This window comes from Spirochaetota bacterium, from assembly GCA_040756435.1.
Lineage (GTDB): Bacteria > Spirochaetota > UBA4802 > UBA4802 > UB4802 > UBA4802.
Map to the genome: position 1 here is coordinate 52,974 of JBFLZD010000007.1, position 24,098 is coordinate 77,071.

At 35.1% G+C, this 24,098-nt stretch carries 28 protein-coding genes and 1 tRNA gene; 14 read left to right on the top strand and 15 right to left on the bottom strand.

Translation table 11 applies throughout. The features are described 5' to 3' along the window. Nucleotides 1-190: 190 nt before the first annotated feature. From AB1444_03530 to argB, 4 genes are all read left to right on the top strand, one after another. On the top strand, nt 191-898 hold the full coding sequence (locus tag AB1444_03530; protein ID MEW6525723.1) for a hypothetical protein: 708 nt from the start codon (nt 191-193) through the stop codon (nt 896-898). Nucleotides 899-930: 32 nt separating this feature from the next. Further along, on the top strand, nt 931-1,650 hold the full coding sequence (locus AB1444_03535; protein ID MEW6525724.1) for a hypothetical protein: 720 nt from the start codon (nt 931-933) through the stop codon (nt 1,648-1,650). Between the two features lie 187 nt (nt 1,651-1,837). Continuing rightward, a complete protein-coding gene (locus AB1444_03540) occupies nt 1,838-3,214 on the top strand; it encodes a UDPGP type 1 family protein (protein MEW6525725.1) in 1,377 nt (458 codons plus the stop codon). Further along, entirely contained in the window at nt 3,211-4,068 is an 858-nt protein-coding gene (gene argB / locus AB1444_03545; GenBank protein ID MEW6525726.1) for an acetylglutamate kinase, read from the top strand. Before AB1444_03540 ends, argB begins: the two co-directional genes overlap by 4 nt. A 7-nt stretch (nt 4,069-4,075) precedes the next feature. On the opposite strand, the gene AB1444_03550 is transcribed toward argB, so the two are convergent. Continuing rightward, nucleotides 4,076-6,052 carry a 7TM diverse intracellular signaling domain-containing protein gene (locus tag AB1444_03550; GenBank protein ID MEW6525727.1) on the bottom strand — a complete coding sequence of 659 codons (1,977 nt, stop codon included), beginning with the start codon at nt 6,050-6,052 and terminating at the stop codon, nt 4,076-4,078. 370 nt (nt 6,053-6,422) lie between these two features. Between AB1444_03550 and AB1444_03555 the strand changes: the two genes are divergently transcribed. Further along, the gene (locus AB1444_03555) at nt 6,423-6,623 is read left to right on the top strand and encodes a DUF2892 domain-containing protein (protein ID MEW6525728.1); all 201 of its coding nucleotides are present in this window, start codon (nt 6,423-6,425) and stop codon (nt 6,621-6,623) included. Between the two features lie 87 nt (nt 6,624-6,710). Here AB1444_03555 and AB1444_03560 read toward each other — a convergent pair whose 3' ends face one another. Further along, nucleotides 6,711-7,313 (bottom strand): SagB/ThcOx family dehydrogenase, encoded by a 603-nt coding sequence (locus tag AB1444_03560; protein ID MEW6525729.1) that lies wholly within the window; start codon nt 7,311-7,313, stop codon nt 6,711-6,713. Between the two features lie 155 nt (nt 7,314-7,468). Between AB1444_03560 and AB1444_03565 the strand changes: the two genes are divergently transcribed. Next, nucleotides 7,469-7,783 (top strand): YibE/F family protein, encoded by a 315-nt coding sequence (locus tag AB1444_03565; protein ID MEW6525730.1) that lies wholly within the window; start codon nt 7,469-7,471, stop codon nt 7,781-7,783. A gap of 42 nt (nt 7,784-7,825) precedes the next feature. Here the strand turns inward: AB1444_03565 and AB1444_03570 are convergent, their stop codons facing one another. From AB1444_03570 to flgB, 5 genes are all read right to left on the bottom strand, one after another. Continuing rightward, nucleotides 7,826-9,730 carry a long-chain fatty acid--CoA ligase gene (locus AB1444_03570; GenBank protein ID MEW6525731.1) on the bottom strand — a complete coding sequence of 635 codons (1,905 nt, stop codon included), beginning with the start codon at nt 9,728-9,730 and terminating at the stop codon, nt 7,826-7,828. Between the two features lie 240 nt (nt 9,731-9,970). Further along, nucleotides 9,971-10,300: a flagellar hook-basal body complex protein FliE gene (gene fliE / locus AB1444_03575; protein ID MEW6525732.1), complete on the bottom strand. Its 330-nt coding sequence runs from the start codon at nt 10,298-10,300 to the stop codon at nt 9,971-9,973. Beyond that, nucleotides 10,284-10,454 carry a hypothetical protein gene (locus AB1444_03580; protein MEW6525733.1) on the bottom strand — a complete coding sequence of 57 codons (171 nt, stop codon included), beginning with the start codon at nt 10,452-10,454 and terminating at the stop codon, nt 10,284-10,286. The genes fliE and AB1444_03580 overlap by 17 nt, the downstream gene beginning before the upstream one ends. 26 nt (nt 10,455-10,480) lie before the next feature. After that, entirely contained in the window at nt 10,481-10,945 is a 465-nt protein-coding gene (flgC, locus tag AB1444_03585; protein MEW6525734.1) for a flagellar basal body rod protein FlgC, read from the bottom strand. A 14-nt stretch (nt 10,946-10,959) separates the two neighbouring features. Beyond that, a complete protein-coding gene (flgB, locus tag AB1444_03590; protein ID MEW6525735.1) occupies nt 10,960-11,388 on the bottom strand; it encodes a flagellar basal body rod protein FlgB in 429 nt (142 codons plus the stop codon). A 913-nt stretch (nt 11,389-12,301) separates the two neighbouring features. Here flgB and AB1444_03595 point away from each other — a divergent pair. From AB1444_03595 to AB1444_03610, 4 genes are read left to right on the top strand one after another with little or no spacing between them, the layout of a single operon-like run. Continuing rightward, nucleotides 12,302-12,871, top strand: coding sequence for a class I SAM-dependent methyltransferase (locus AB1444_03595; protein MEW6525736.1), 570 nt, complete (start codon nt 12,302-12,304; stop codon nt 12,869-12,871). Nucleotides 12,872-12,901: 30 nt separating this feature from the next. After that, entirely contained in the window at nt 12,902-13,147 is a 246-nt protein-coding gene (locus tag AB1444_03600; GenBank protein MEW6525737.1) for a hypothetical protein, read from the top strand. 12 nt (nt 13,148-13,159) lie between these two features. Next, nucleotides 13,160-13,444: a hypothetical protein gene (locus AB1444_03605; GenBank protein MEW6525738.1), complete on the top strand. Its 285-nt coding sequence runs from the start codon at nt 13,160-13,162 to the stop codon at nt 13,442-13,444. Next, the gene (locus AB1444_03610; protein ID MEW6525739.1) at nt 13,431-14,069 is read left to right on the top strand and encodes a DNA lyase; all 639 of its coding nucleotides are present in this window, start codon (nt 13,431-13,433) and stop codon (nt 14,067-14,069) included. The genes AB1444_03605 and AB1444_03610 overlap by 14 nt, the downstream gene beginning before the upstream one ends. Nucleotides 14,070-14,089: 20 nt before the next feature. Here AB1444_03610 and AB1444_03615 read toward each other — a convergent pair whose 3' ends face one another. Together AB1444_03615 and AB1444_03620 are read right to left on the bottom strand one after the other, a co-directional pair. Further along, a complete protein-coding gene (locus AB1444_03615; GenBank protein MEW6525740.1) occupies nt 14,090-14,524 on the bottom strand; it encodes a MarR family transcriptional regulator in 435 nt (144 codons plus the stop codon). An 11-nt stretch (nt 14,525-14,535) separates the two neighbouring features. After that, entirely contained in the window at nt 14,536-15,321 is a 786-nt protein-coding gene (locus AB1444_03620; protein ID MEW6525741.1) for an MBL fold metallo-hydrolase, read from the bottom strand. Nucleotides 15,322-15,820: 499 nt separating this feature from the next. On the opposite strand from AB1444_03620, the gene AB1444_03625 reads away from it, so the two are divergent. After that, nucleotides 15,821-15,895, top strand: a tRNA-Pro gene (locus AB1444_03625). Between the two features lie 84 nt (nt 15,896-15,979). Here the strand turns inward: AB1444_03625 and AB1444_03630 are convergent. Next, entirely contained in the window at nt 15,980-16,513 is a 534-nt protein-coding gene (locus AB1444_03630; GenBank protein MEW6525742.1) for a YtfJ family protein, read from the bottom strand. A 226-nt stretch (nt 16,514-16,739) separates the two neighbouring features. Here AB1444_03630 and AB1444_03635 point away from each other — a divergent pair, with 226 nt between their 5' ends. Both AB1444_03635 and bfr read left to right on the top strand, forming a co-directional pair. Next, complete coding sequence (locus AB1444_03635; GenBank protein MEW6525743.1) at nt 16,740-18,296, top strand: hypothetical protein; 1,557 nt, start codon at nt 16,740-16,742, stop codon at nt 18,294-18,296. Between the two features lie 129 nt (nt 18,297-18,425). Continuing rightward, nucleotides 18,426-18,896, top strand: coding sequence for a bacterioferritin (bfr, locus tag AB1444_03640; GenBank protein ID MEW6525744.1), 471 nt, complete (start codon nt 18,426-18,428; stop codon nt 18,894-18,896). Nucleotides 18,897-19,140: 244 nt separating this feature from the next. Here the strand turns inward: bfr and AB1444_03645 are convergent, their stop codons facing one another. The 4 genes from AB1444_03645 to AB1444_03660 form a co-directional block, all read right to left on the bottom strand. Continuing rightward, a complete protein-coding gene (locus AB1444_03645; GenBank protein ID MEW6525745.1) occupies nt 19,141-19,713 on the bottom strand; it encodes a flavin reductase family protein in 573 nt (190 codons plus the stop codon). A 12-nt stretch (nt 19,714-19,725) separates the two neighbouring features. Next, nucleotides 19,726-21,105, bottom strand: a complete 1,380-nt coding sequence (gene mgtE, locus AB1444_03650; protein ID MEW6525746.1) for a magnesium transporter — start codon at nt 21,103-21,105, stop codon at nt 19,726-19,728. A 494-nt stretch (nt 21,106-21,599) separates the two neighbouring features. Further along, nucleotides 21,600-22,478 carry an SPFH domain-containing protein gene (locus tag AB1444_03655; GenBank protein MEW6525747.1) on the bottom strand — a complete coding sequence of 293 codons (879 nt, stop codon included), beginning with the start codon at nt 22,476-22,478 and terminating at the stop codon, nt 21,600-21,602. Between the two features lie 12 nt (nt 22,479-22,490). Beyond that, entirely contained in the window at nt 22,491-22,937 is a 447-nt protein-coding gene (locus tag AB1444_03660; protein MEW6525748.1) for an NfeD family protein, read from the bottom strand. A gap of 135 nt (nt 22,938-23,072) precedes the next feature. Between AB1444_03660 and AB1444_03665 the strand changes: the two genes are divergently transcribed. After that, nucleotides 23,073-23,495, top strand: a complete 423-nt coding sequence (locus AB1444_03665; protein ID MEW6525749.1) for a hypothetical protein — start codon at nt 23,073-23,075, stop codon at nt 23,493-23,495. Between the two features lie 78 nt (nt 23,496-23,573). Here AB1444_03665 and AB1444_03670 read toward each other — a convergent pair whose 3' ends face one another. Next, complete coding sequence (locus AB1444_03670) at nt 23,574-24,068, bottom strand: ureidoglycolate lyase (GenBank protein ID MEW6525750.1); 495 nt, start codon at nt 24,066-24,068, stop codon at nt 23,574-23,576. Between the last annotated feature and the right edge of the window lie 30 nt (nt 24,069-24,098).

Genomic DNA, 24,098 nt, shown 5'->3' on the forward strand with positions numbered 1-24,098 from the left:
ACCGCCTTTGATAGCATGGTTTATTATCAAACATTTTTAAAATATTATTATTTACAAAATTAAAAAAGCATGTACTATATCTTTTTAATTTGTATCAATAAATGATTACTAATTTATGTAATTGTAAAAATTTAATTTCATGATATGCTACTTACGCAGATTTTGAAAACTCTTGTTATGGAGGAAAGCTATGAAATTGCGCACAATGATAATTGTTTTATTTTTATCAATAACTGTTACATTACCACTGCATGCAGGTGACCTTGGTGTGGGAGTTTCCGGCTGGTATGCTGATTGGAAAATGTATAACCCAGATAGCCCTGATGATAAAACCACCAAAATGGATCCTGCTTTTTGCATTGGTCCATCTATTTCATATCAGTTTACTCAATCGTGGAGCACTACACTGGTAGCATTGTTTACGCCTATACCGTATGAAATGACAAATGAAAATAGCGAAACAACAAAAATCAGACGCTATGATTCTGATTTAGTTATAAACTATCAATTACTAAGATACCTGAAATTTTTCTTTGGTGGTAAATATTTAGGTTTTACATACAATGATGGTATACATCATGGCGCAGGGCCTGGTGGTGGTATTGGGTTAACTATTCCCGTTATTGGCAATTTTTATTTTCTTGGAAATGCTTCAGTCCTGTATTTGTGGGGAAGCCATAAAGATAATGCTGGCACAAGAGATTTTACTGAATATGGCTATAATACAGCAGTACAGTTAGCATATTATGCAGCTTCAGCAGGTTTAACCACTTCAATTGGCTATAGATATCAGCTTATAAAATCAAAATATGATACTGATGATCCTTATGGTAAAAAGGACGAGCATACATTTAAAGGGTTTACTTTCCTTATAGTGAAATCGTTTCACTGGGAATAAATTTTTAATTCTATTATAAAGGAGTTTTTATTGTGAAACTAAAAATATACATTATGATGTTTGCAATTCTTTTTGCTGCATCAACACTATATGCTGCTGATCTTGGTGTTGGTATATCAGCATGGTATGCCGACTGGAAAATGGAAAGCAAATTGTTAGGTACTTCCAATCTTGAACCAGCTTTATTTGTGGGCCCAACTATCTCTTATCAGTTTGAAGACAAATGGAGCATCACTTTAATTGCTCTTGCAACCTTAAATAAATATGAACAGAAGATTTCTGCAAATAATTCTTTAAGATACAGGAGATACGATGTAGATTGTACCCTTAACTATCAGATTTCCCGGTATATCAAGTGCTTTGCAGGAGTGAAGTATTTAGCTTTTGATTTTAATTCTGACAATGATAATGGCATAAATCATGGAGTTGGACCAGGTGCAGGTATTGGTTTTTCATTCCCAATTATTTCAAATGTGTATCTTCTTGGTATAGTATCTGGCATCTACGGTTATGGACTGGAAACAGTTGAAAACCCGCCTCCAGGTAGCCCGGAGAATAGAAATTTTTATTCATTTGGAATTAATTCTTCCCTACAACTGGCATATTACCTTCAGGCTGTCGAAACAACAATTACAGCTGGGTATCGTTATCAGTACATTCAGCTTCATTACCTGGATTATGGAACTGATGAAGACAACAAATATGATAATCATTTTAAGGGGTTTACAGCATCAGTTGCTAAATCATTCTAGTTTTATAGTAATATAAATACCAATAACCATTTTGCGGCAAAATAACTTAAGTAAAACTATACATAAATTGGGATGAGAACAACCTTTGATAAATTCGCCGAAGTATTTGTTAAATCAATACTTTTTTGTGAAATGCATATGCATTTTGCTACTATAACATATATATGAACCAGTGGATGGGCTTACCATGATTTCCTTTGAAGGCTACGATAATATAATAAATAAAGTGTATCAGTCAGGCAATGAACATGTGTTTGCCTTCTGGGATCATCTGACCAGTGAGCAAAAAAGACATCTTTTACAGGAACTATCGCTCATAAATTTTGATGAATTGAACCAACTATTTGTTCTTACCAAAAAGCATACCATACCAATGGATTTTGAACCTGCTCCTTTCACCCGTCTGCCACAAACGCCGGAAGAACACAAAGAATTTGAAAATGCAAAACAGGTTGGAATTGATACTATCAAGAAGGGCAAGGTTGCCGCATTTGTGGTTGCCGGTGGACAGGGAAGCCGTTTGGGATTTGATGGTCCAAAAGGTATATTCCCAATAGGACCAGTGAGCAATAAAACACTATTCCAAATTCACGCTGAAAAGATAAAAGCATATGAAAATAAGTATGGGATTGATATCCCATGGTGCATCATGACATCAGAAGCTAATCACAATGCAACGGTGGACTATTTTGAAAAAAATAACTTCTTTACCTTGAATAATGACAAAGTTTTTATATTTAAACAAAATATGATCCCTTCCCTTGATGAGCAGGGAAAACTTATTTTAGAAACACCATATTCAATTTTCAGGAATCCTGATGGTCATGGGGGAAGTTTAACGGCATTATACCAGTCGGGTACGCTTTCTAAACTTTTAAACATGGGTATTGAAGTGCTGTCATACTTCCAGGTTGACAACCCGCTGGTTCGCATTATTGACCCTGTTTTTATTGGTTTTCATGTAAAACATAATGCCGAAGTTTCAAGTAAGGCATTACAAAAAGCATACCCTGAAGAGAAAATTGGCGTATTTGTAAAATTTTCCAATGGCAGGATAGGTGTTGTTGAATATTCTGACCTGCCACAGGAAAAACAATACGAAAAAGATGAGCGGGGCAATTTACGGTACAGTGCAGGTAGTATTGCTATTCATCTTTTTGATACACACTTCATTGAAAAAATAGCACAAGGTAATATTTCACTACCCTTCCATGTTGCTAAAAAATCCATTCCACAATATTCAAATGATGGAAAAAAAACTATCACCGGCTATAAATTTGAAAAGTTTGTTTTTGATGCTCTGCCATTAACTGAACACAATTTCATCATTGAAACGAAACGCGAAGAAGAATTTGCTCCCGTAAAAAACAAATCAGGTGTTGATTCGGTTGACACTGCGCAGGAACTTATGATAAATCTTTACAAAAAATGGCTTTTACAAAAAAATATAGTAATTCCAAAAGTTGTTGAAAAAATAGAAATTTCGCCATTATATGCCGTTGAACCTGATGATGTGCCTGGTTCACTTCCAATACCGCAGCAAAAAGAGGTATATATTTCATGAAACGATACATTGAAAAAGTTAATACTCTCATTGAATCATTTCCCTATATCAAAGAATTTTATGGCAAAACCATAGTCATAAAATATGGTGGACATGCCATGGAAACTGATGAGGGCAAACGTTCATTTGCACAGGATATGGTTTTGTTAAAATACGTTGGCATTAATCCAGTAATAGTGCATGGCGGTGGACCACAGATAAACACACTCTTAAAACAGGTTGGAGTCGAAAGCTCCTTTGTTGGCGGCATGCGAGTGACTGATGCTCCAACCATGGAAATTGTTGAAATGGTGCTTGTGGGAAAAGTAAATAAAGAGATAGTTAATTATATAAATCTGGCTGGCGGAAAAGCTGTGGGATTATCAGGTAAAGATGGCAATCTTTTTGTTGCCCAGAAGATATATCATGACGTGAATGGACAGCAGATGGACATCGGGCAGGTGGGTACCATTAAGCAGGTTAATCCCCTGATTATTGAAACATTAGACAGAGAAAAATTTATTCCAGTTATTGCACCCATTGGATGCGATGAGAATGGTGTAACCTATAATATCAATGCAGATATTGCAGCCGGCAAACTGGCCGAAGCACTGAAAGCTGAAAAATTAATACTTTTGACTGATGTTGAAGGCATTAAGATTGATAATGCACTTATATCAACACTGCGTAAAGAAGAAGTAAATAATCTCATTGTAAACAACAAAATTACCGGAGGGATGATACCAAAAGTCAATTGTTGCTTAAGCGCATTAAAAGAAGGTGTTGGCAAAACTCACATTATTGATGGCAGAGTTGAGCATGCGGTACTTTTAGAAATATTTACAAATGCAGGCATTGGAACAGAAATAGTATAAAATACCTTTATAGTATATCTACAATTATCAATGTAAAATCATCTTCAAATTTTTTCTTGGGGTAAATCCATTTGTATGCAGCAGTTACTATTTCATTCTTTAAAGCTAAGATGTTTTTCTTTTTAGACTCACGGACAACCTCAAGCAATCGTTCTTCACCAAACAGTTCCCCTTTAGCATTTCTTGATTCAATTATACCGTCAGTGAATAATATAATCCTGTCGCCTTTGCTAATTTTTTCCTCTTCCACCGAAAAAAAAGGATTCTGATAAAAACCAATAGCTCCTCCTTTAGGCCTGAGCTGAAGAATAGAATCATTCCCCTTACATAGTATTGTTGCGTAATGCCCGGCATTACTGGTTTTTAAAATCATTTCTTTTGTATCAATAACAGCATATGCAGCAGTTATAAACTGATTCCCAATCCTACTGCATAATGCTTCCTCAATTGCTAGTAAAAACTTATCAGGTAAAGCAGCGTATTGATTAGCACTACCACATGCCATCTTAACCATTGCTGCACCAATAGAAGCAGGTATACCATGCCCGGAGATGTCAGCAATAAGTATCCCTACCTTATGTTCATCTATTTGTTGAATTTCAGCAATGTCCCCACCTATTACTTCAGCAGGTAGTATTACTGCTTCAATTGAAACATCTGGCAATTGAGGAATCTGAGTCTGTACTATAGAGTTATAAATTGTTTGTGCTATTTCAATTTCATTTTTTAAAATCACAAGCTTTTCATTTTCATCTTTTATGAGGTTATAGCGGTATCCTAATGCTATCGACAACAAGATGACATCAATGCTGGTACCTAAATGAAAACCATATCGGGTTATAAATACATCAGGCAGAATACCAAAATTACGTAAACTGATAAGACTCACACCAAAAAAAACAGCAACCATTGATGCTAAGTAAAAATATGCTGGTCTGTATTGATTTTTAATCGCTATTAAACATGCTATAAATGCAAGTAAAGTTGCAGCAATTACTACAGTATTGAGGCAAATAATTGAAAACGAAAGAGGTGCAAGTGGTATTGCAATTATTACAGGGACAATTAATGCAATAAATATTTGTATAAGAGTGTCATACCACTGTAAAAAATTACGGGTCATCAAGAAATTACGTGTAAATAGCATAAAAGAAATAACAGCAAGATTTCCTAAGAATACTATTGAAACATTATGAAACCATGGGGAGTTGGGCCAGAAAAATTGATATGCTAATCCATTAAAACTGATATTGCTTAAAGCTGAAAATAATACATATAGTATATAATAAAGATAGCTAATGTCTCGTAAGGTTATTAATAAAAATAAATTGTACAAAAACATTGCTATCATTATGCCAAAATAAAACCACAGCCCACCATATTCTTTTATGCTATTTTCCAATAGTGATGAATATGTCCGTATTTTTAAAGGGATGATAACTTCGCTTGTTGTCTTAACACGTATAAGATAGTGAGCTTTTTCATTATAATCCAATGTCAGGGGAAGTATAAAATTATTGAGTGCAATTTTTCTGTGATAAAATGGGAAAATATCACCTTCTTTTGCAATACAAGTGATGCCTTTTTCATTTACATGGTAAAATTCAAAATAATCCATTGTTGGGAATGACAAATCCACTAACCAATGTGTATGCGATGACCTGTTATGTACAGAAAAATAAAACCACCATGAAGAATCTGAATAACCTTCATTAATGCCTTTTCTTGTATTATCTTTAAATTTTGTTAGAAAACCATGCTTTATTATATCCTCTGCAGAAAGCTGTGAGGTTGTATCTTCCAAAATACTAATATATGGAGTGGTATCATAGGTATCGTTGGTATCATCAAGTACTACCGTGCCCGCAAAAGCCTGTAACGCTGATAACAGTATCATTACTACGATAGCATATATAAAGGCTTTATACGGCACTATATGGCAAACAGTAATTTTTATTACTTTATTAAGATGAATACAATTCATGGTAACAATATTTCAAATATCCTTAGATATTTTTTATATTCAATGTTTTCTTATTCATTTTGATTACTATACTATTTCATTACAAATTATTCCGGATCGCAAATTTATTAATATACATTGAATGATACACACCATATATAATAAGAAGCCGGCAAATATACATTGTATTATTCACTCAACGTTTTATATATTATTGTAGATAGTTATAATAAGAAACATTCTATTTTCAGATTGTACTCATGTCAAGGGATTATTATCAAAAAGGACAGACGTTTTAATTTTTAAAGTGCAAAAAAATATCAACGCAGCTTGACCTTTACTTAATATTTCAGTATAATACTATATACTATAATACTACAGGAGGATGACAATGAAAAAAAATATGGGTACAATTGACAGATTATTACGAACCATAATTGCCATAGTAATCATTGTGCTTTACTTTACCGGGCAAATTACAGGCACTGCAGCCATTATACTAGGTATCCTTGCCGTGGTTTTTTTATTAACCAGCGCAGTAAGCTTTTGCCCTTTATATGTCCCACTGAAGATTAATACTAAAAAACAATAGTAAATTTACCATTACCTGAAACACTATTCAGGAACAATGACTGTAAAATTGAATACCCCAGCAAATAAGGGGTATTCAATTATTTATTTATTCAGGTTTTCCAACGGGAATAATATAGAGTGGCTCTTCACCTTTTTCTAATGACAATATATCTTTAACCATGTCATCATGAAAAGCCCCAACCATGACGCAGCCCAATCCCAATGCAACAGCCTGTAAACTAATATTGTGTCCCGCATGTCCTGCCTCCATATGTACATACTGTATACCTCGATTTCCATAACGCCCGGTAGTTCGTTCATAGACAGCAGTTATTACAATAACCAATGGTGCCTCTTCAATAAACGTTTGATGCAAAGCTGCCCTGCACAGAGCACTGCGCAAATCATACGGCATCATGCGTTGTAATCCATGGTTTTTTACACTATACCAATACACACCTTTTTCTAATTTTTCTACATCTCCAATTATCGCATAGCAGTTTAAGGGATAGGTTGCACCTGCCGATGGGACAGTACGATAGCTACCCTGTGATATACCATTGGCAGCCCACAGTATTTGCGATAGTTCCTGTAAAGTGAGCATAGTATTAGAAAAGCTTCGCACCGAACGGCGCCTAACAAGCGCTGTTTCCACCGACATTTCACCATCAAATGACGGTTGTGGAAGGTTAATGATATCTCTATTCATAAAACTTCACCCAAAGGAAATTTTTTATCCATGCCCTCACGTTGTGGCAAGATAATAGATACATTCCATCTACTATTCTTTTGTATTTATTCTATTGATACATTAATGCAAAGTCAACCTTTTATACAACATGTGTTGTAGCTTGACAATTTAAGATATTCTATAGCGCTAATCCAGATTTACCGTATAAAGACGCGTTTAAATCTGTTCTGAATATTGGTACAGATATATTAGGATCAATGGTTAATACATTAATACTGGCTTATGTAGGAAGCTCGCTGTCATTAATACTACTTATCTCTATGCGCATACAACCAGGAATGCCTGTATGGATGATATTTAACTACAATCCTATTTTAAGTGAGATAGTTAAATCAATCATAGGTAGTATTGGTATGTTTCTATGTATTCCAATCACTGCATATATTTCAGTACATTTATATGGAAAAAAGGATGGTACCTTGAGATGAATTTCACCCCACCATTTAAATTGGTAGGGTGAAATAGAAGGACTACTTTTTAAACAACTCGTTAATTTCTTTTTCAAAATTTTTCATGATGATATTACGCTTGACCTTAAGAGTTGGAGTCATTTCCCCGGTTGCCTCAGTAAACTTCCTGTTTATTATCACATATTTTTTTACTCTTTCATACTCTTCAAGTTCCCTGTTTGCTAACTGGATATCCTCATCAACCAATTTTTTCAGCTTTTCATTCTCAATAAAATCCTCCCCAACACCAACACACATCCTGGCCGCACCCTCGCCAAAGAATACCAGTTTTGATTTATCGTATGGTATTCCTTCTTTATCAAACATTTCAATAAAAACATCAAATTTAGGAACAACCAGCGCGCCAACAAATGGCCTGTCATCAGCTATTGGGAATACAATATCAACATATCGTGATACAGAAAATAAACTTTCTATCTTTGCAGCAGGGACGTTTTTACCAGTATCCAGAACCATTATCCCTTTTTTCCTGTCTACAATTTTGATATATCCATCAGGCCCCATCTGAACTACATCACCGGTTTTATAAAAACCATCTTCAGTAAAAGCCTCTTTTGTTGCTTCAGGATTATTCCAGTAATTCAGGAATATATTGTCACCACGCACCTGCCATTCGCCATCACTTGCCACACGCCCTTCTACACCATTGCACACCGGCCCTACATAGCCAGGCAACACTTTATGTGGCAGGTTCAGATTAACAGTATTACAGGTTTCAGTAGCACCATACCCTTCATAAATCCTGACCCCCATGGCCATAAATACCTTGCATAAATCTGCAGGCAAGCTACCCGCTGCTGAAAATGCAAATCTGAATCTGCCGCCCAATTTTTCACGTACCTTGCTGAAGACAAGCTTATCAACCAATTTGTATTTAAATGCCAGCCACCTGCCAACACCTTCTGTAAAATCAATTCCTTCGGACATATCAACAAATCCATTTTCATCTGCACGGGCTTCTGTGAGTTGTAATCCGGTTTTAATTGCAAAATCAAAGATTTTCTTCTTGATTGGTGATTTTGCTGCCATATCACGCATTGCCATAAAAATGCGCTCATATATTCTTGGAACCGACATAAAAACCGTTGGCCTGAAAATTTGTAAATCTTCAACCAACGTCATTGGCGACGAGTATGCAATGGTTGCAGCAGCCATCATAGCGGTACCGTGACCACATTCTCTTTCATACGTATGCGCAAGTGGTAAAAATGAAAGTAACACATCATCTTCACGATATTCCGGAACAATACGCAAATCCCTGCAGCATGCTGCATTGATACTGAAATGAGTGTGTACAGCACCTTTTTGCCTTCCAGTGGTGCCTGATGTATACACAATAGTCATTGGGTCAAGTATGTTAACCGATCTCCATCGTCGCTCATACGCAAGCTTATCTTCAGCCAACAGTTTAATTCCTAAATCCCTTACCTGTTGTAGCGTTATAATACGTGAATCATTGCCTTTGTACTCATCTTTCAGTATGATGATTTTTTCCAGTGTTGGCATTTCCTGTATTGCACTCAGAGCTCGTGATAAAATTTCTTCATCCTGCACATATAAAATTTTAGATCCGGAATCATTGATAATAAAACTCATTTCTTTTGCTGAAAGTGTTGGATATACACACACCGTAATGCCACCAGCGCATAGTATTGAATAATCAGCCCATAACCACTGTGGCGCTGTATGAGAAGCTATTGCAACGCGATCACCTTTTTCAACTCCTAAGCTCATAAGGCCAGCAGTTAACTGTTTTACTATAATTCCTAACTCTGCGTAGGTTATGGATGTTGTAGTGTTTGGACCAGTTTTCCACCATTGTGCACGCCGGGTACCAAACCGTATTGCATTCCTGTTCAGCAATTCAGGGAATGTCAGTTGTTTTATATACCACTTATGTATCATAAAAGCCCCCTTGTAATTAATAAGAAAATCCGAAAAATACATAGCATATTTTATTACAATATTATATTAATTTGTATATGTCAAGTTGAATATTATAAATGTTGTTTTAAACAATAAAATATAATATACTGTATACCCCCGCCGCCGAAGGCGGCGGGGGTATACAGTATTTTATATTTTGTTCAAATTTCCATATTTAGGAATAATTAATGAAAAATTATGGTAACAATGCATCATTCTTTACCTGAGATTAATAAGTTCACGATATGCCCTGATTGCCTCATCACGAATTGCTTTTGTTAAGCTTAACGCAATCTCGGCTTTTTGCTGTGCAATCATCACCGTGTGAATATCCACCGATTCAGGTTCATATATCATCTGCTGTGTTAGATCTTCAGCATCCACCTGAAGGTCATTAACCTTCCCTAAAGCGTTTTTCAGTGCATCCATAAATGAACTGGCAACATCATCATCCTGCTGTTTTTGCGGCTTATCGCTGTAATGCAAAGGATGCGATGTCTTCATCACAAAGATATTTGATTTTGTTATTCCATTATTTTCCTGAATCATATCGCACACTCCCTGAAAGTATTCTTGATTCTATTATAGGTCGCTCACCAATCCCCATTTGTTGCCACTGACTTTTTCGCCTGTTTAATGTGGGTGGAGTCGATAGTTCATGTGAGCAGTTTATTTCGTTTATATATCCTTTTTCAAAATACATGTCATTACTCCTTTATTAAAAAAAATTTATACGCCACCTCTGCCAATTTCCAGTGCCTTTGAAAACATCGATTTGGCATTGTTAATCATCATTACATTGGCTTCATACGAACGTGATGCAGATATTAAATCAGTCATTTCCATAACCACGTTTACGTTTGGCATTTCAACATATCCCTGCTTTGGTCCTGTTTTAATTGCATCGGGATGTGACGGGTCATATACAAGCCTGAATTCTGAATTATCATCTTCTATCTTTACAACCCGTACGCCTTTTGGCTCACCATGATCTATACGTTTGGGAACCAATGGGGATTTATAAAATGGCCTTATATTGACTGGTGCAAATATCACCCGTTTGCGTTTATACGGTCCACCTTCAGGTGTGCGTGTGGTTGTTGCATTGGCAATATTATTGCTGATAACATCCATCCGCAATCGCTGAGCGGTTAATCCGGTAGATGCTATGTTGAAGCTATCAAACATTCCCATATAATGTTACCTCACTATACTGTTCTCATTACCATTTTTAACATTTTATAATTCTCATTTAAACTTGTTACGTATGCATTATATCTCATTTGATTTTTTGCCGCATCAACCATCTCTTTTTCTACATCCACATTGTTGCCATCATTTCGGTATGTGGTTGTATAATCTAAATTAACACGAGGTTGTACGCTGGTTATATCTTTTGGTTCAAAGAAATCGTAATGTCGAGGATCAGTTTTAAGGGCTTTAACATTCTTCATTGGATCCATATTATGAGCTATTGCCCTTTTTAACTCACTTTCAAAATTAACCTCACTGCGCTTAAAATGGGGCACATCTACATTAGCAATATTGTTGGCTATCACCTTACGGCGCAATGACTCAACATCTAACGCCTTTTCAAGTAGATAATTGGTTTGCATCATTTTGCTGTATTCAAACATTCTGACATACCTCGTGCTATTCGTTTCCATTTAGTGTATCGGCATATTGCAAAAAAGCTTTATTATATTTTTTGTGACATAATCGTATTACCCTCTTCCAAGATTGTTGGGAAACCTTATCCATTAATAAGTGATTTCTCACTCTTTCCGGATTGTTGGGAAACCTTATCCATCATAAAGTGATTTGATTTCTTTAAGATTGAACTGTTGAATTATCTTCAACCTGAAATATTCATAATCTTTATATCCACAGGCCATTTACGGTATGACTATTTTAGTATTTATCCCTTCCGCAAAGCTATTTGAAATTTTCGCGCAATGAATTCCTGATATACTGTTTCCATTTTTCAATCTGCCTTCCAAATTTTGCCAGCTCCGGTATTTGGATCAATTTCATTATCTCGTTACAATAAGATTTATAAGCATTTTAAACAACAACCACCGTGTCTCTTTATACAATCATCTATTCTCGTTGCCAGACCTTTTTAACCTCCCGAATTCGTAATTTATCAATAGTTTTTAAAAAGTGCTGTGTTAGATGAAAATGATCAAAGCATATTATTTTATCAAATACTGATAAATCTTCAACTTAGTGGTAACGCCTATTTTTCATTTTGTTCAGGAAAGCTTTCCCTCTTTTTGGATACTCTGAATATCCTTCTCTCTCTACCGTTAAAATAATATTTTTCCCCGTCATGCTATTTCCTTGACAAAACAGCCGTACAGTTCTACTAATTCTGTTAGTAAGTCCAATCTCATCTCACTTTTTTTAGATTTTTTTTGTGGTAAAAAAAGCATCTTAAAATCTATGATGTGATTAGTTACTATTTTCTTTTCATAATATTCAATTTTTTGAAATAATACAGAATGAGTTCAAATATTTAAAACTATTTATACAAGGTTACCATACATCATGACACATAAATATGATCCCACACATGCCCATCATCTTGACAGTCTTTTCAGGCGGTTGATGTATCCACCAGTCAAAATTCTTAAGCACATTGGATTGCAACCTGATGACATTTTCTGTGATATTGGTGCTGGCACAGGATTTTTCTCCATACCTGCGTCAGGATTACTTCCAAAAGGTAAAGTTATTGCAGTTGACATCCAGCCAGCCATGATTCAGTTACTATCGCAAAAAATAATGGATTTGCACATTAATAACATTGAGACTGTAGTTTCCACTGAAAATGATCTATTGCTTCCACAAGAATCTATCACTTTTGCATTTATGAGCTTTGTGTTACATGAAGTTGAAAACAAAGAGCAGATGCTTTGTACTATTTATAATGCATTGCGCTCTGATGGGAAAATTGCAATCATAGAATTTTCTAAAAAAGCACTTTTTGGCCCACCCAAACATGAACGTATTTCTGAAAATGAAATAAAGAAATTACTTGAAAACGCAGGATTCAATGATATTTCTTTGGAGAAATATAATTTTTTTGCTTACCTGGCAAAAGCAAGAAAATTGTGATATATTAGTAACAATTAAAAGGATTAAAATATGACAGTAAGTTATAACGCAAAGATGATATTGCAGGCTTTCAAAGATAAATATGGCAATGACATTAAAGCTGGCGTGCCCATGCCAGTAGATATACTTAATGACATCCCACAGTCAGAACGCCACTTAGTCCTTGATGAACTGGTTAATAAATTAGAATTCATTGAAATGATTGAATCAAAATTCCCGGGCAAGCTTTTTTTAACACACAAAGGCTATCATTATATTCAGAATATAAAAGAATAGTCTGGTACAACTATGGATGCTCTTCTGTCAATGCTTGTTGACCTTTCACGTACTTTTTTGCAGGATGTTAGCGATATTCAGGAATTATCGCATCTGAATCATAAATTGCAAACTACACTCCATGACATTGTTGCTGATCCAACACACAAAAGCACATTGAACGCTTTACTGCACCAATATTACAGTGAGATCATGACACTGTATTCTCGATATCCCCAGAGTACATTTCTTGATACCCTGTTGCACAGGATTGAAAGCTTAATACAGGTAGCCAATACCATTGATGGAAAATTGTGACATTCAAACACTTCATCAACTTTGCTATCAATTGGAATTTCAGATTCAACTACGCCTTAATTCTTTCAAGCGACTGTGGCATGAAACACCTGCTCACTATCTTTTGCTTGAACTGGTATTCTGTCTTCTTACTCCACAGAGCAATGCCATCCTGTGCTGGGAAAAGGCATTAGCGTTATTTAATTCAGGAAAACTTTTTACCGCCACAACTCAGGAACTGAGTGTCATTATACACCCTGTGCGCTTTAAAAATAATAAAGCCAAATACATTAAAAAAGCTGTTAATGTATTTGGCGATAGTTCATTAAAAGAATTTCTGCAGGGGAATGACATTTACACAATAAGGGATAAGCTGGTTGCCACTATTGACGGTATTGGCTATAAGGAAGCCAGCCATTTTTTACGAAATATTGGCATTGGACTGGAGCTTGCAATCCTTGACAGGCATATTTTACGATGCCTTAAGGATTTTCACGTTATTGATACAATTCCCAACATTCTGACACCACAACGCTATAAAGAAATAGAACATGGAATGCAGGATTTTTGTAAAAGTATTAACATTCCAATATCACACTTAGATTTTATTTTCTGGTTTATTAAGAAGAAATCTTTATTTAAATAATATACACATATCAAAAGAACTCATTTCTGTAATTCTTCACGCAATATGCCATTTAGTTCATCCAAAATTTCTTTAAATGCAACAAGACGTTCTTTCTTTATTTTACTTTCTATAAAATTATTAATTTCTTTGATAACTTTTTGTGCTTTCTGTATTTCAGACAATCCTAATTCCGTAATTTCTATTGAAAATTCTCTTCGGTCATTATTGTTAATGACTCTGTTAACAAAACCAAATTTTTCCAGCCTGTCTATACTTCTTGTAATAGCTGAATTATCTAGTTCAAGCACATTGCTTATATAACTCATTGATACATTATTTTTTTCCTGTAATAAAAACATTATAGCTAATTGAGCAGGTGATGCCTTCAGCCCTTTTTTTTGTAATATGTGTTTTACATACTGATGAAGGCTATTTTGTGTTTTGGTTATACTATAATATAATCGTTGTTCCATGTTTAATACTCTTAATATACTGTTTTTATAATATTAAGTGATGACCACTCCCCTCCTGACACTATTGTCCATAGGTTTCTTTTTGGGAAAAGTTTTTTATCTATTTCCTCTATTGCATACCCTTTTTCTTTTAGTGTATTTACTTTTGACTGAATATCCACAAAATACTCCATTTTCCTTTTCATTTTTTCTTTACCGTTTTTATGCACCCCTGAATGACCACAGAATACCATATCAAAATCTAAAGAGAGTAATTTTTGTAATGATACTACGGTATCTTTGATATTTTCATCTTTGAAAGCAACCATCTGGCGTATATTGACAAAAAGGTCACCAGTAAAAAGCCAGCCCATATTCTTTTCATGCAATACAATATGATAGGGATGATGACCGGGAGCATCATACACATCAAATGTATAATGTTCTGTTTTTAAAACATTAGGAATGGGCTGTGCATTAAATCCTTTTCTATTTCCCCATACTATCCTTCTATACAATGGGATATTGCTGTTCTGTGATGCTTCTGCTATTGAATTTTTGTGTATATATATGGGAATATTCTTTTCTTTCTGCACCCAATGAGCTACTCCGGTATGGTCCTCATGGACATGAGTCAAAGCCACAGAAGTTATAGTTTCATTTTTAAGTACTGATGATGCTTTTTTTAATATATTAGCAGATCCTGCATCAATCAAAAGCCCATCGGCATTATAAAAATAAACAACAAGCTGGAAAGGTGGCATAAATCCCGATAGACAAGCATAGACTTTGCATTTATCAATTAATGTAATTTTCATAATTAAATCCCTGACATATATTTGATTTATCAATATTTGATTATGCAAATATTTGTCAAGAATTTTATATCTTTATCTGGATTTTTTTACAATAATTATCCCTAAAATGTGGAAATTTGAATAAAATATAAAATAGTATACCCGGGGGTGTCCCAAAACAATCCGTGGAGTTCTCAATGACGCGGGTGCAAAGTCATTGCGTGCGTAGCGAAGCAATCTAAATAGCACAGAAGACAAGATTGCTTCGTCACTTCGTTCCTCGCAATGACAGTATGGCAAAAGTCATTGCAGAAGGTGTCTTTTGGGACACCCCCTATATTCATGTGGTATCGTATGTTTGAATGATTATGGAAAAATTGTTATATTTTTGTTTTCTTTATATATTGTGCTTTAATATTTCTGAATTTCATTTTTTAATCATTTTATGTATAAATCGTAATCTCTTTAAAAAATTGTTGAATTATTTACTACATTAAATAACTATAGTTAAAAACTTAATCGGGGCGTGGCGCAGTCCGGTTAGCGCACTAGACTGGGGGTCTAGGGGTCGCTGGTTCAAATCCAGTCGCCCCGAATAAAATAATTTTTTTTGAACAATAAAAAAAGGGATGTGTTTTTACGACATCCCTTTTTTTGACTTAATACAATATAATACAAACTATTTGATTAAATCCTCTACCATCTTTACGACTTTGTTAATTTCTTCTCCACGTACTGCTCCTTTATGGACATATTTAACCTTCATATCCTTGCCAATGAAGATTACTACGGATGTATTATTGCAATCTCCAAGATTCCAGGCTTTGGCCAGGATAAGATCAGGATCTGTTAATATGGTTGAATTGTACTTTTTGATTTTACCCTGTATTATTTTTCTGATTATAAAGTTAGGTGCCTTGGAATCTTTCAAATTTGCTATTCCCATACCTTCATACTTTTCTTTTGGGAAATTCTTTGCCTTTAATGCATCTGCCAGTGGATCATTAAGATCAGCAGCGTCAGCATCATTATAAAAGATTGATACTAATTTTGTTCCCAATAATGGTATCATGGTAGGGTTGTTTTCAGCATCTCTCAGTTCAATATTCTGAACTGTCTGTCCAACTGTTAATGCATATGCAACCGCAATCCCTAAACATAGTGCCATTGTCACTATAATAGCAACTATTGGCGACCTTCTTAAAAACTTCATAGGAAATCCCCCTTCTGTTTTGTTAAAATATTATTATCGTTTTCTATTTAATTGAAAAAATGTTTTATGTCAAGTGAAATATAGTTAAAAAAATTATTTTCTTTGACTGATTTCTTTGTATAATGTAATGTATTTTTTGCTCACTATCCTATCATAAATGTGTTTGATATTCATATCTATTGAAATTGCAAATGGAATCATGCATAGTAAAAGATACATAATCTACATGATTATAATTTTATCTTTTATTTCTTCTGTCAACTCACAATCCCCAACGTCATCATTGTATAATAACTTTTATTTTTTGCCTGAGGTTGGACTTTCACTGGATTATAGCATAATAGAAAGCGATATTGGCTTTACTGCAAAACAGGTTAAAGAAGTTGATCTTCAGGTCTTTTGGTATAATTCGTGGAAAGTTTCAATGTATGTAAAGGAAAATGTTTACACCTCAAAACGACACGATGCTAATTATTATCCCTATCGCATTTCTTATTATATGGATTTTGCCTACATTTCCTATCAATTACAAAATTCACAGATAGGAATTACTTTTAATCATATTTGCAATAATACAATTGATAAACCCCAAAGGGATATTGGCACTGAGCTACGATGGTATGGAATTGGAATTAAATGGTATAGTAATGGGATTCAAGTTGGATATGTTCATACATATAGCTATAATTCCTCTTGGCTTTCTTTTAATAATTTTCATTATGGTGTATATATTGGATATCCATTTTTAAGCAAAGTACCTGAATACAAATACATGAGCAGCGGTATCATTAGATATGACATTCCATGCCTCCCATATGGTATTCCCTTTATAAAAATTCAGATAGATGGATTAGTCTATACTGATAATACCATATCGTTAAACAGGTTCATTGAATTGGGATGCATGATGCCATCATCCTCTGTAACATTTATTCCTTACTGGTGTTATGGCATGGTGCACGATAGTTTATACCCGGGAATAACCGATAGATATTTTGCGTTTGGAATTAAAGCACAGTCATTAATTGGAAATTATTATGACAAGGATTTTAGGGATAATCACCATGAAACAAAAACAAAAAACACATCACTCCATTTTTTGGCAGGATATGCTAAAACAATTAGCAGTGAATATTACAATTTCACAACAGATCTTGCAATAACATTGCAACAATTGATTTGCAATAACAATTATGCATATTTCACTTCTTATCTTAATCACAGCTCAGAAGACCAACCAACTGCACTGTATCCAAGATTCATTAATATCTCTATTAAATCAGGATATGCACAGTATATTTTCCCCTGTCACCATTTAATTATATCGTATGAACACTACCGCCGTCATGATGGCAATGAATACAGAGGACAATCCGAAAATTACCATGCAATCGTGTTATCGATGAAACATCATTTATTATGGAGCATGCTTTTAGACAGCCCAAAACCTTCTCAATTTGAATACATCAACAATAATATAGATTATGAAATAGGCTTTGCATATATTTTTTCCAACCAACATTACCCTTATTTATTTATTATAAACCCTATTGTTTATTATTACTTTACGTGTTGTAACGCAGGCAGACCTTTTGTTGGCATAGAATTACTTTACTATATGGGAAAAGAGAACAACTATGAATACAGCCTTGAATCAGGCATGGTCTTAAATACAACTATCCCTTTAACTATATATTATTCATTTAAACGTGATATTGATATTGACTTTACAGGTGGTGCACATGATTTATATCATGTCATTGGAATAAGATTAAAATTGTAATTTTTGTAATTTATTTATTGATTAATGCTTGATTTTTTTATTTAATAATTATTGGCTATAACAAGCTCCACTATCAATAATAGTGGTGTTACGGTTATATAATAAAAATTTACTGTAAGGAGAAATGCCATGAAAGGGGATCCAAAATTAATTGAGACATTGAATTCACTGCTAGCTGATGAATTAACAGCAATCAATCAATACATGGTGCATTCAGAAATGTGCGATAACTGGGGCTATGAAAAGCTTCATAAACACTTTGAAAAAAGGGCTATTGATGAAATGAAGCATGCTGAAAAACTCATTGGAAGAATATTATTCTTAGAAGGTTTACCGATAGTAACTAATTTAAGAAAAATCTTTATTGGTGCAGATGTACCTAAACAGCTTGAGCATGACCGCAAAGCTGAAGAAGAAGCAATCAAAGCTTATAATGATGCAATTGTATTAGCTGGTGAAGTCAAAGATTTTGCAACCCGTGAAGTGCTTGAAAGCATATTAAAAGATGAAGACAGGCATATAGATGAAATAGAAGAACTGCAGGATCAGATTAATCAGATGAGTATTCAGATATTTTTAACAACTCAGGTTAAGGAATAAGATTGTTAAAAAAGGGGACCAAAATACACATCATTGCAATTACACTGCACCCGCGTCATTGCGAGGAACAAAGTGACGAAGCAATCCCATAGTTGCAAGTGCCGCAGGCGCGTGGCAATCTCATCTTCTGCGTCATTGAGATTGCCCACTTAGACAAGCTTGAGGACAAGCGCTACGCTCGCAATGACATTGCACTCACGTCATTGCGAGCCCCCACGGTTTGTTTTGAGACGGTCCCTTTTTTTTAATTTTTCTTCTTACGTTTTTTTACCGAAAATCCAAACTTTCCAATCTGTTTATCCACAACACAATAATATCCATGATTATAACACAAAAGCCCTGCCCTTTCTAAATGCAATGCCCCTCTTTTATCAAGCAGAGTATTGTCAACATGTACCACAACGACTTTTCCAATGAATTGATAATGACTTCCCAGTTGAATAATTTTTGTCACCTTGCATTCAATTGATACAGGACATTGTTCTATTAAAGGTGCTTTTACCTTTTTGGCGGGCAGCTTATTAAGATGAGCTATCGCAAACTTATCAATATCCTTTCCCGAACGCACACCGCAAAAGTCAACTGCTTTTACCAGTTTCTTATCAGGAATATTTACTACAAATTCTTTTGATTGCTGTATCAGTTGAAAAGAATATCGTTCCGGGCGAAGGGATATACTTATCATTGGTGGCTCAGTACATACCGTTCCTGCCCATGATACAGTACAAACATTATCAATGTCGTTATAATGTGATGTTACCAATACTGCTGGTACTGGATATAGCATTGTTCCAGGTTTCCAGGCTACTTTTGCCATTATACTATCCCCTTATAGCAATGTTCCTTTTAATATTAAATATGCAATGTTGAAATAAATTATTAATCCTGATACATCAACCAGTGTTGCTACAAATGGTGCTGATGAGGTTGCAGGGTCAAGGCCTAAGCGTCGTAAAATAAAGGGTAACATTGAACCCATAAGTGTTCCCCACATGACAACACCAATTAATGAAAATGACACCGACAATGCCACCTTCAACCAGTGTTCTCCATACATTCCAAAAAGTTTCTGCCAGATACTAATACGCAAAAAACCAATGAATGCAAGAATTGAACCAAGCATAAATCCTGATTGAATTTCCCGTATTAAAACACGCCACCAATCACGGAGTTTAATCTCGCCAATTGCCATGGCACGAATTACCAGTGTGGATGCCTGCGATCCTGAATTGCCACCACTGGAAATAATGAGTGGAACAAATAATGCCAGCACCACTGCCCGTGCAATCTCTTCTTCAAAATATCCCATAGCTGTTGCGGTCAGCATCTCACCAAGGAAAAGAAATACCAGCCAGGATGCACGTTTCCTTGTTAACCGTAACAATGGCTCTTCAATGTAAGGCTCTTCTAAAACTTCAACTGCGGCCATTTTATGAATATCTTCGGTTACCTCTTCTTCTTCAACATCCAGTACGTCGTCTATCGTTACAATCCCTAAAAGAACTCCATCATTATCCACAACAGGCAAAGCATAATAATCATATTTTTTAAACACACCTACCGCAGTTTCCTGATCATCAAAAGCATTGAGACTCACAAATTTATGGTCCATTAATGTTTTTATTCGTCTTGTTGGTTGTGCTAAAAGTACCTGTCTCATTTTTATATCATCAATAAGTTTGCCTTCATCATCTATTACATAAATCACGTTCAGTGTTTCACTATCTTTACCATATTTACGGATATAATGTAAAACCTGGGCGATAGTCATATTTTCCTTGACGGCAATATAATCCGTTGTCATTAAACGGCCAACACTGTTTTCGGGATACCCAAGGAGACTCATTGCGGTTACACGTTCTTCCCTGGACATCAATGCTAACATTTGTCGCAGTATATCAGCTGGAAGTTCTTCAAACAGTGCAGTTCTATCATCAGGCGACATGTCATTCAATATATCTGCTATCTGCTTTTTGGCCAGATTTCCCAGAAGGTGCGATTGAACCTCAAAATCTAAATATTCAAAAGTTTCAGCCTGCAGTTGTTTTGGTAAAAGTCTAAAAATAATTACCTGCTCATCTTCAGGCAATTCACTGATAAGCTCGGCTAAATCGGCAGGAGCCCATTCACTGAACACTTCTTTTAATACACTGAACTCTCTTTTTTCAATCAGTTCTTTTATTTCAGGCTGGATAAGAGGTGCAATCATCATAACATGCCTCTAAAAATATTTTAAAAGATTTTATCTACGATAGTTTAGTGCAACTTTAAACTTTACAATCTTAAAAACAGGTAGGAAAGAATTTTACAAAACATTTTCCATTTGAGAGTAATTGTACCAGATTATTACATTTTATTCAATAAATAAATCAATAATTATTCCATAAAATATTTAAATAATAAGCCCCACCAATTTTGGCAGGTAAATGTCGTATTTTAAATATTATTATAAGCAAAAGAGGTTTCGTCAGCACTTCTTACGGCAGCGCAGGCAATTATTCTTAAAGTATCTTTTATTAATTATCATTGGCAATCATCATTATTCTTTCTATCATTCCTAACTTCCTAACATAGATAAGTGCTATCTGTATGGAATTTATGTATACATTTTTATTTCATAATATTTGCGTATTTATTATAGCAGGAAAAGCATTACAATTGCCTTTCCTGCAAGAAGTTAAAAATATTCTTTTGATTCAATGTTTACTTCAATTTAAACAGATTCTTTAAATTTTCTACAAGATCTGATGGCAAAACAACTACATGGCTGCTTTGTGATTCACCCAATTTTATTAGCCCCTTAACATATTCCATGCCCAAAAGATATAATAACGGATCGCCGCCTGTACTTTTTAGTGATTTTGCCACATATTCAATTGCATTTGCTTCAGCCTGAGCTAAACGTTCTCGTGCTTCTGCATCACGTTGTGCTGATTCTTTTCGTGCTTCTGCTTCAAGTATCTGTGCTCTCTTAAAACCTTCAGCTTTTCTTTCCTGTGCTTCCTTTTGTGCTTCTGCTTCCAGAACTGTTGCACGGCGCTCTCGCTCTGCTTTCATCTGCAAAGCCATTGCCTGCTGGAGATCCTGAGGTGGTACAATATCCTTGATTTCAACACGCGTAATTTTGGTACCCCATGAATCAGTAGCCTGATCAAGAATTGTTAGCAATTCAGCATTTATTTTGTCACGGGATGATAGCGACTGATCCAGTGTCATTTTCCCCATTATTGAACGGAGTGTCGTCAATGCTAAATTGGAAATAGCCATTTGCAAATTTTCAATACCGTAGAAAGCTTTATAGGGATCAAGTATCTTATAAAAGACAACCCCATCAACTTTTACTGTTGCATTGTCTTCTGTAATAATTCCCTGTGGCGGAAGATCAAGTACCTGCTCACGAATATCAATTTTGGCAGCTACCCGTGAAAAGAGTGGATTGATAAGATTTAATCCTGGCGACAGTGTCGCAGCATATTTTCCAAACCGCTCAACCAGCCAGTTTTCCGCCTGTGGGACTATCCTAACACCCTTGTAAATCAGAATTACCAAAAGAATTGCAATAGCTATTACCAAACCTTGCATAAAAACCTCCTGTTATAATTTTTTTACGATCAGTTTAATACCATCAGCGCCTTCAACTACTATCTGCTCATCTTTATGAATTAATTCATTTGATTGTGCTTTCCACACCGTAACACCATGATATGGTTCAAATAACTCGACCTGGCCAATTTGTGGAGGGATGATATCCTGAATACACTTCCCTTTTTTACCTGCCAGAGTGACATCAAGCGCATCATCAGCTGTTTTGACTTTTACCCTATCTTTTAAATAACCAAACCAGAAAACTAAAAAAGCACCCGATGAAATAAAGAAGCAAAACCACTGCGATATTTCAGACTGCAAAAGCCCAATATACACAAGTGCAGCTGTAATCACCGCCCCTATACCAAACCAGAATATTATAAACCCTGGCATGATGATTTCAACTGCCATTAACACAATGCCCACAGCTAACCAAGCAACAGGTGATAATGCCATAGTATAACCCTTTATATGTTTTGTTTATTTATTATATTCTGCAGCTAAATTATTACTAATGTCAATAAAAAAAATTATTATTGAACATATTCACTATCATGATATACTGCTATCTATACTAATTAAGGAGGTTTTATGAAAAAATATTATCTTTCATTTCTATCATTATGTGTGATAGTTTTTCTTATTAGCTGTGGCTCATCAACTGGCAAATACAGTGATGTTCGTGCCCTTATGCAGGATTCAATCACTGCACAGGAAAACCTTATCAAGGATATTGATGCAGCTTCAAACGCAGGTGATATTGCAAAAGCTATTAACTCGTATGCCGATGCAATAGAAGGTCTGCAACCAAAGATCAAACAATTGCAGGCAAAATACCCCGAATTAAACAACGCAAATGCACAAATGCCTAAAGAATTGTTTGATCTTGAACAAAAACAGGCAGAAATAAGTCAAAAACTCACAACAAGCATGATGGAAAAGATGCCTAAGTATGCAACCGATAAAGAAGTTATGAAAGCATCAATGCGATTGGCAAAGATAAGCCAGATGTAACAAAACAATAAGGCAGGGATTAGCTCTCTGCCTTATGTTACTATATGGAGAAATAAACACATTAACAGTTACTATCGCTTATACTAAAATCTTTAAATGAAATTCTTCAGGAATATCCACACGTATACAATCATTGGCATAAGTCCGCTCAGGAAGTATTATTAGCGCATTAACAGTGACATTGACAGCAAATGGTGCGTGATGCCATACACCAGCTTTTAATACTACCATTGTATATTGTGGCACTAAAAATACTGTAATGTCATCAAAGGGATACACGTTATTCTGAGTTGCATGTGCCACATGAATAAGCACATCGCCATCCATTGGTAAAATGCCTTCGTAGCAGTAGCTGTGGCACTCAATTTTTTGAATAACAAAATCACGCTTTTCAACCTGGCATATTGAAAATGAAACATTTGCCATGGAAATAACAGGAAGCTGAATAATGTCACGATAAAATTTAACCGGTGAAGTACCAAAATGTATAGTGCTGGGATTCTGCATCTTTGTAAAATATCCATAGGGGGAAAATTTTTCCAAAGTTAAATCTAATGGTTTAATTGTTTTCATAACGATGTCTCCCAGGCAATGGAATTATAC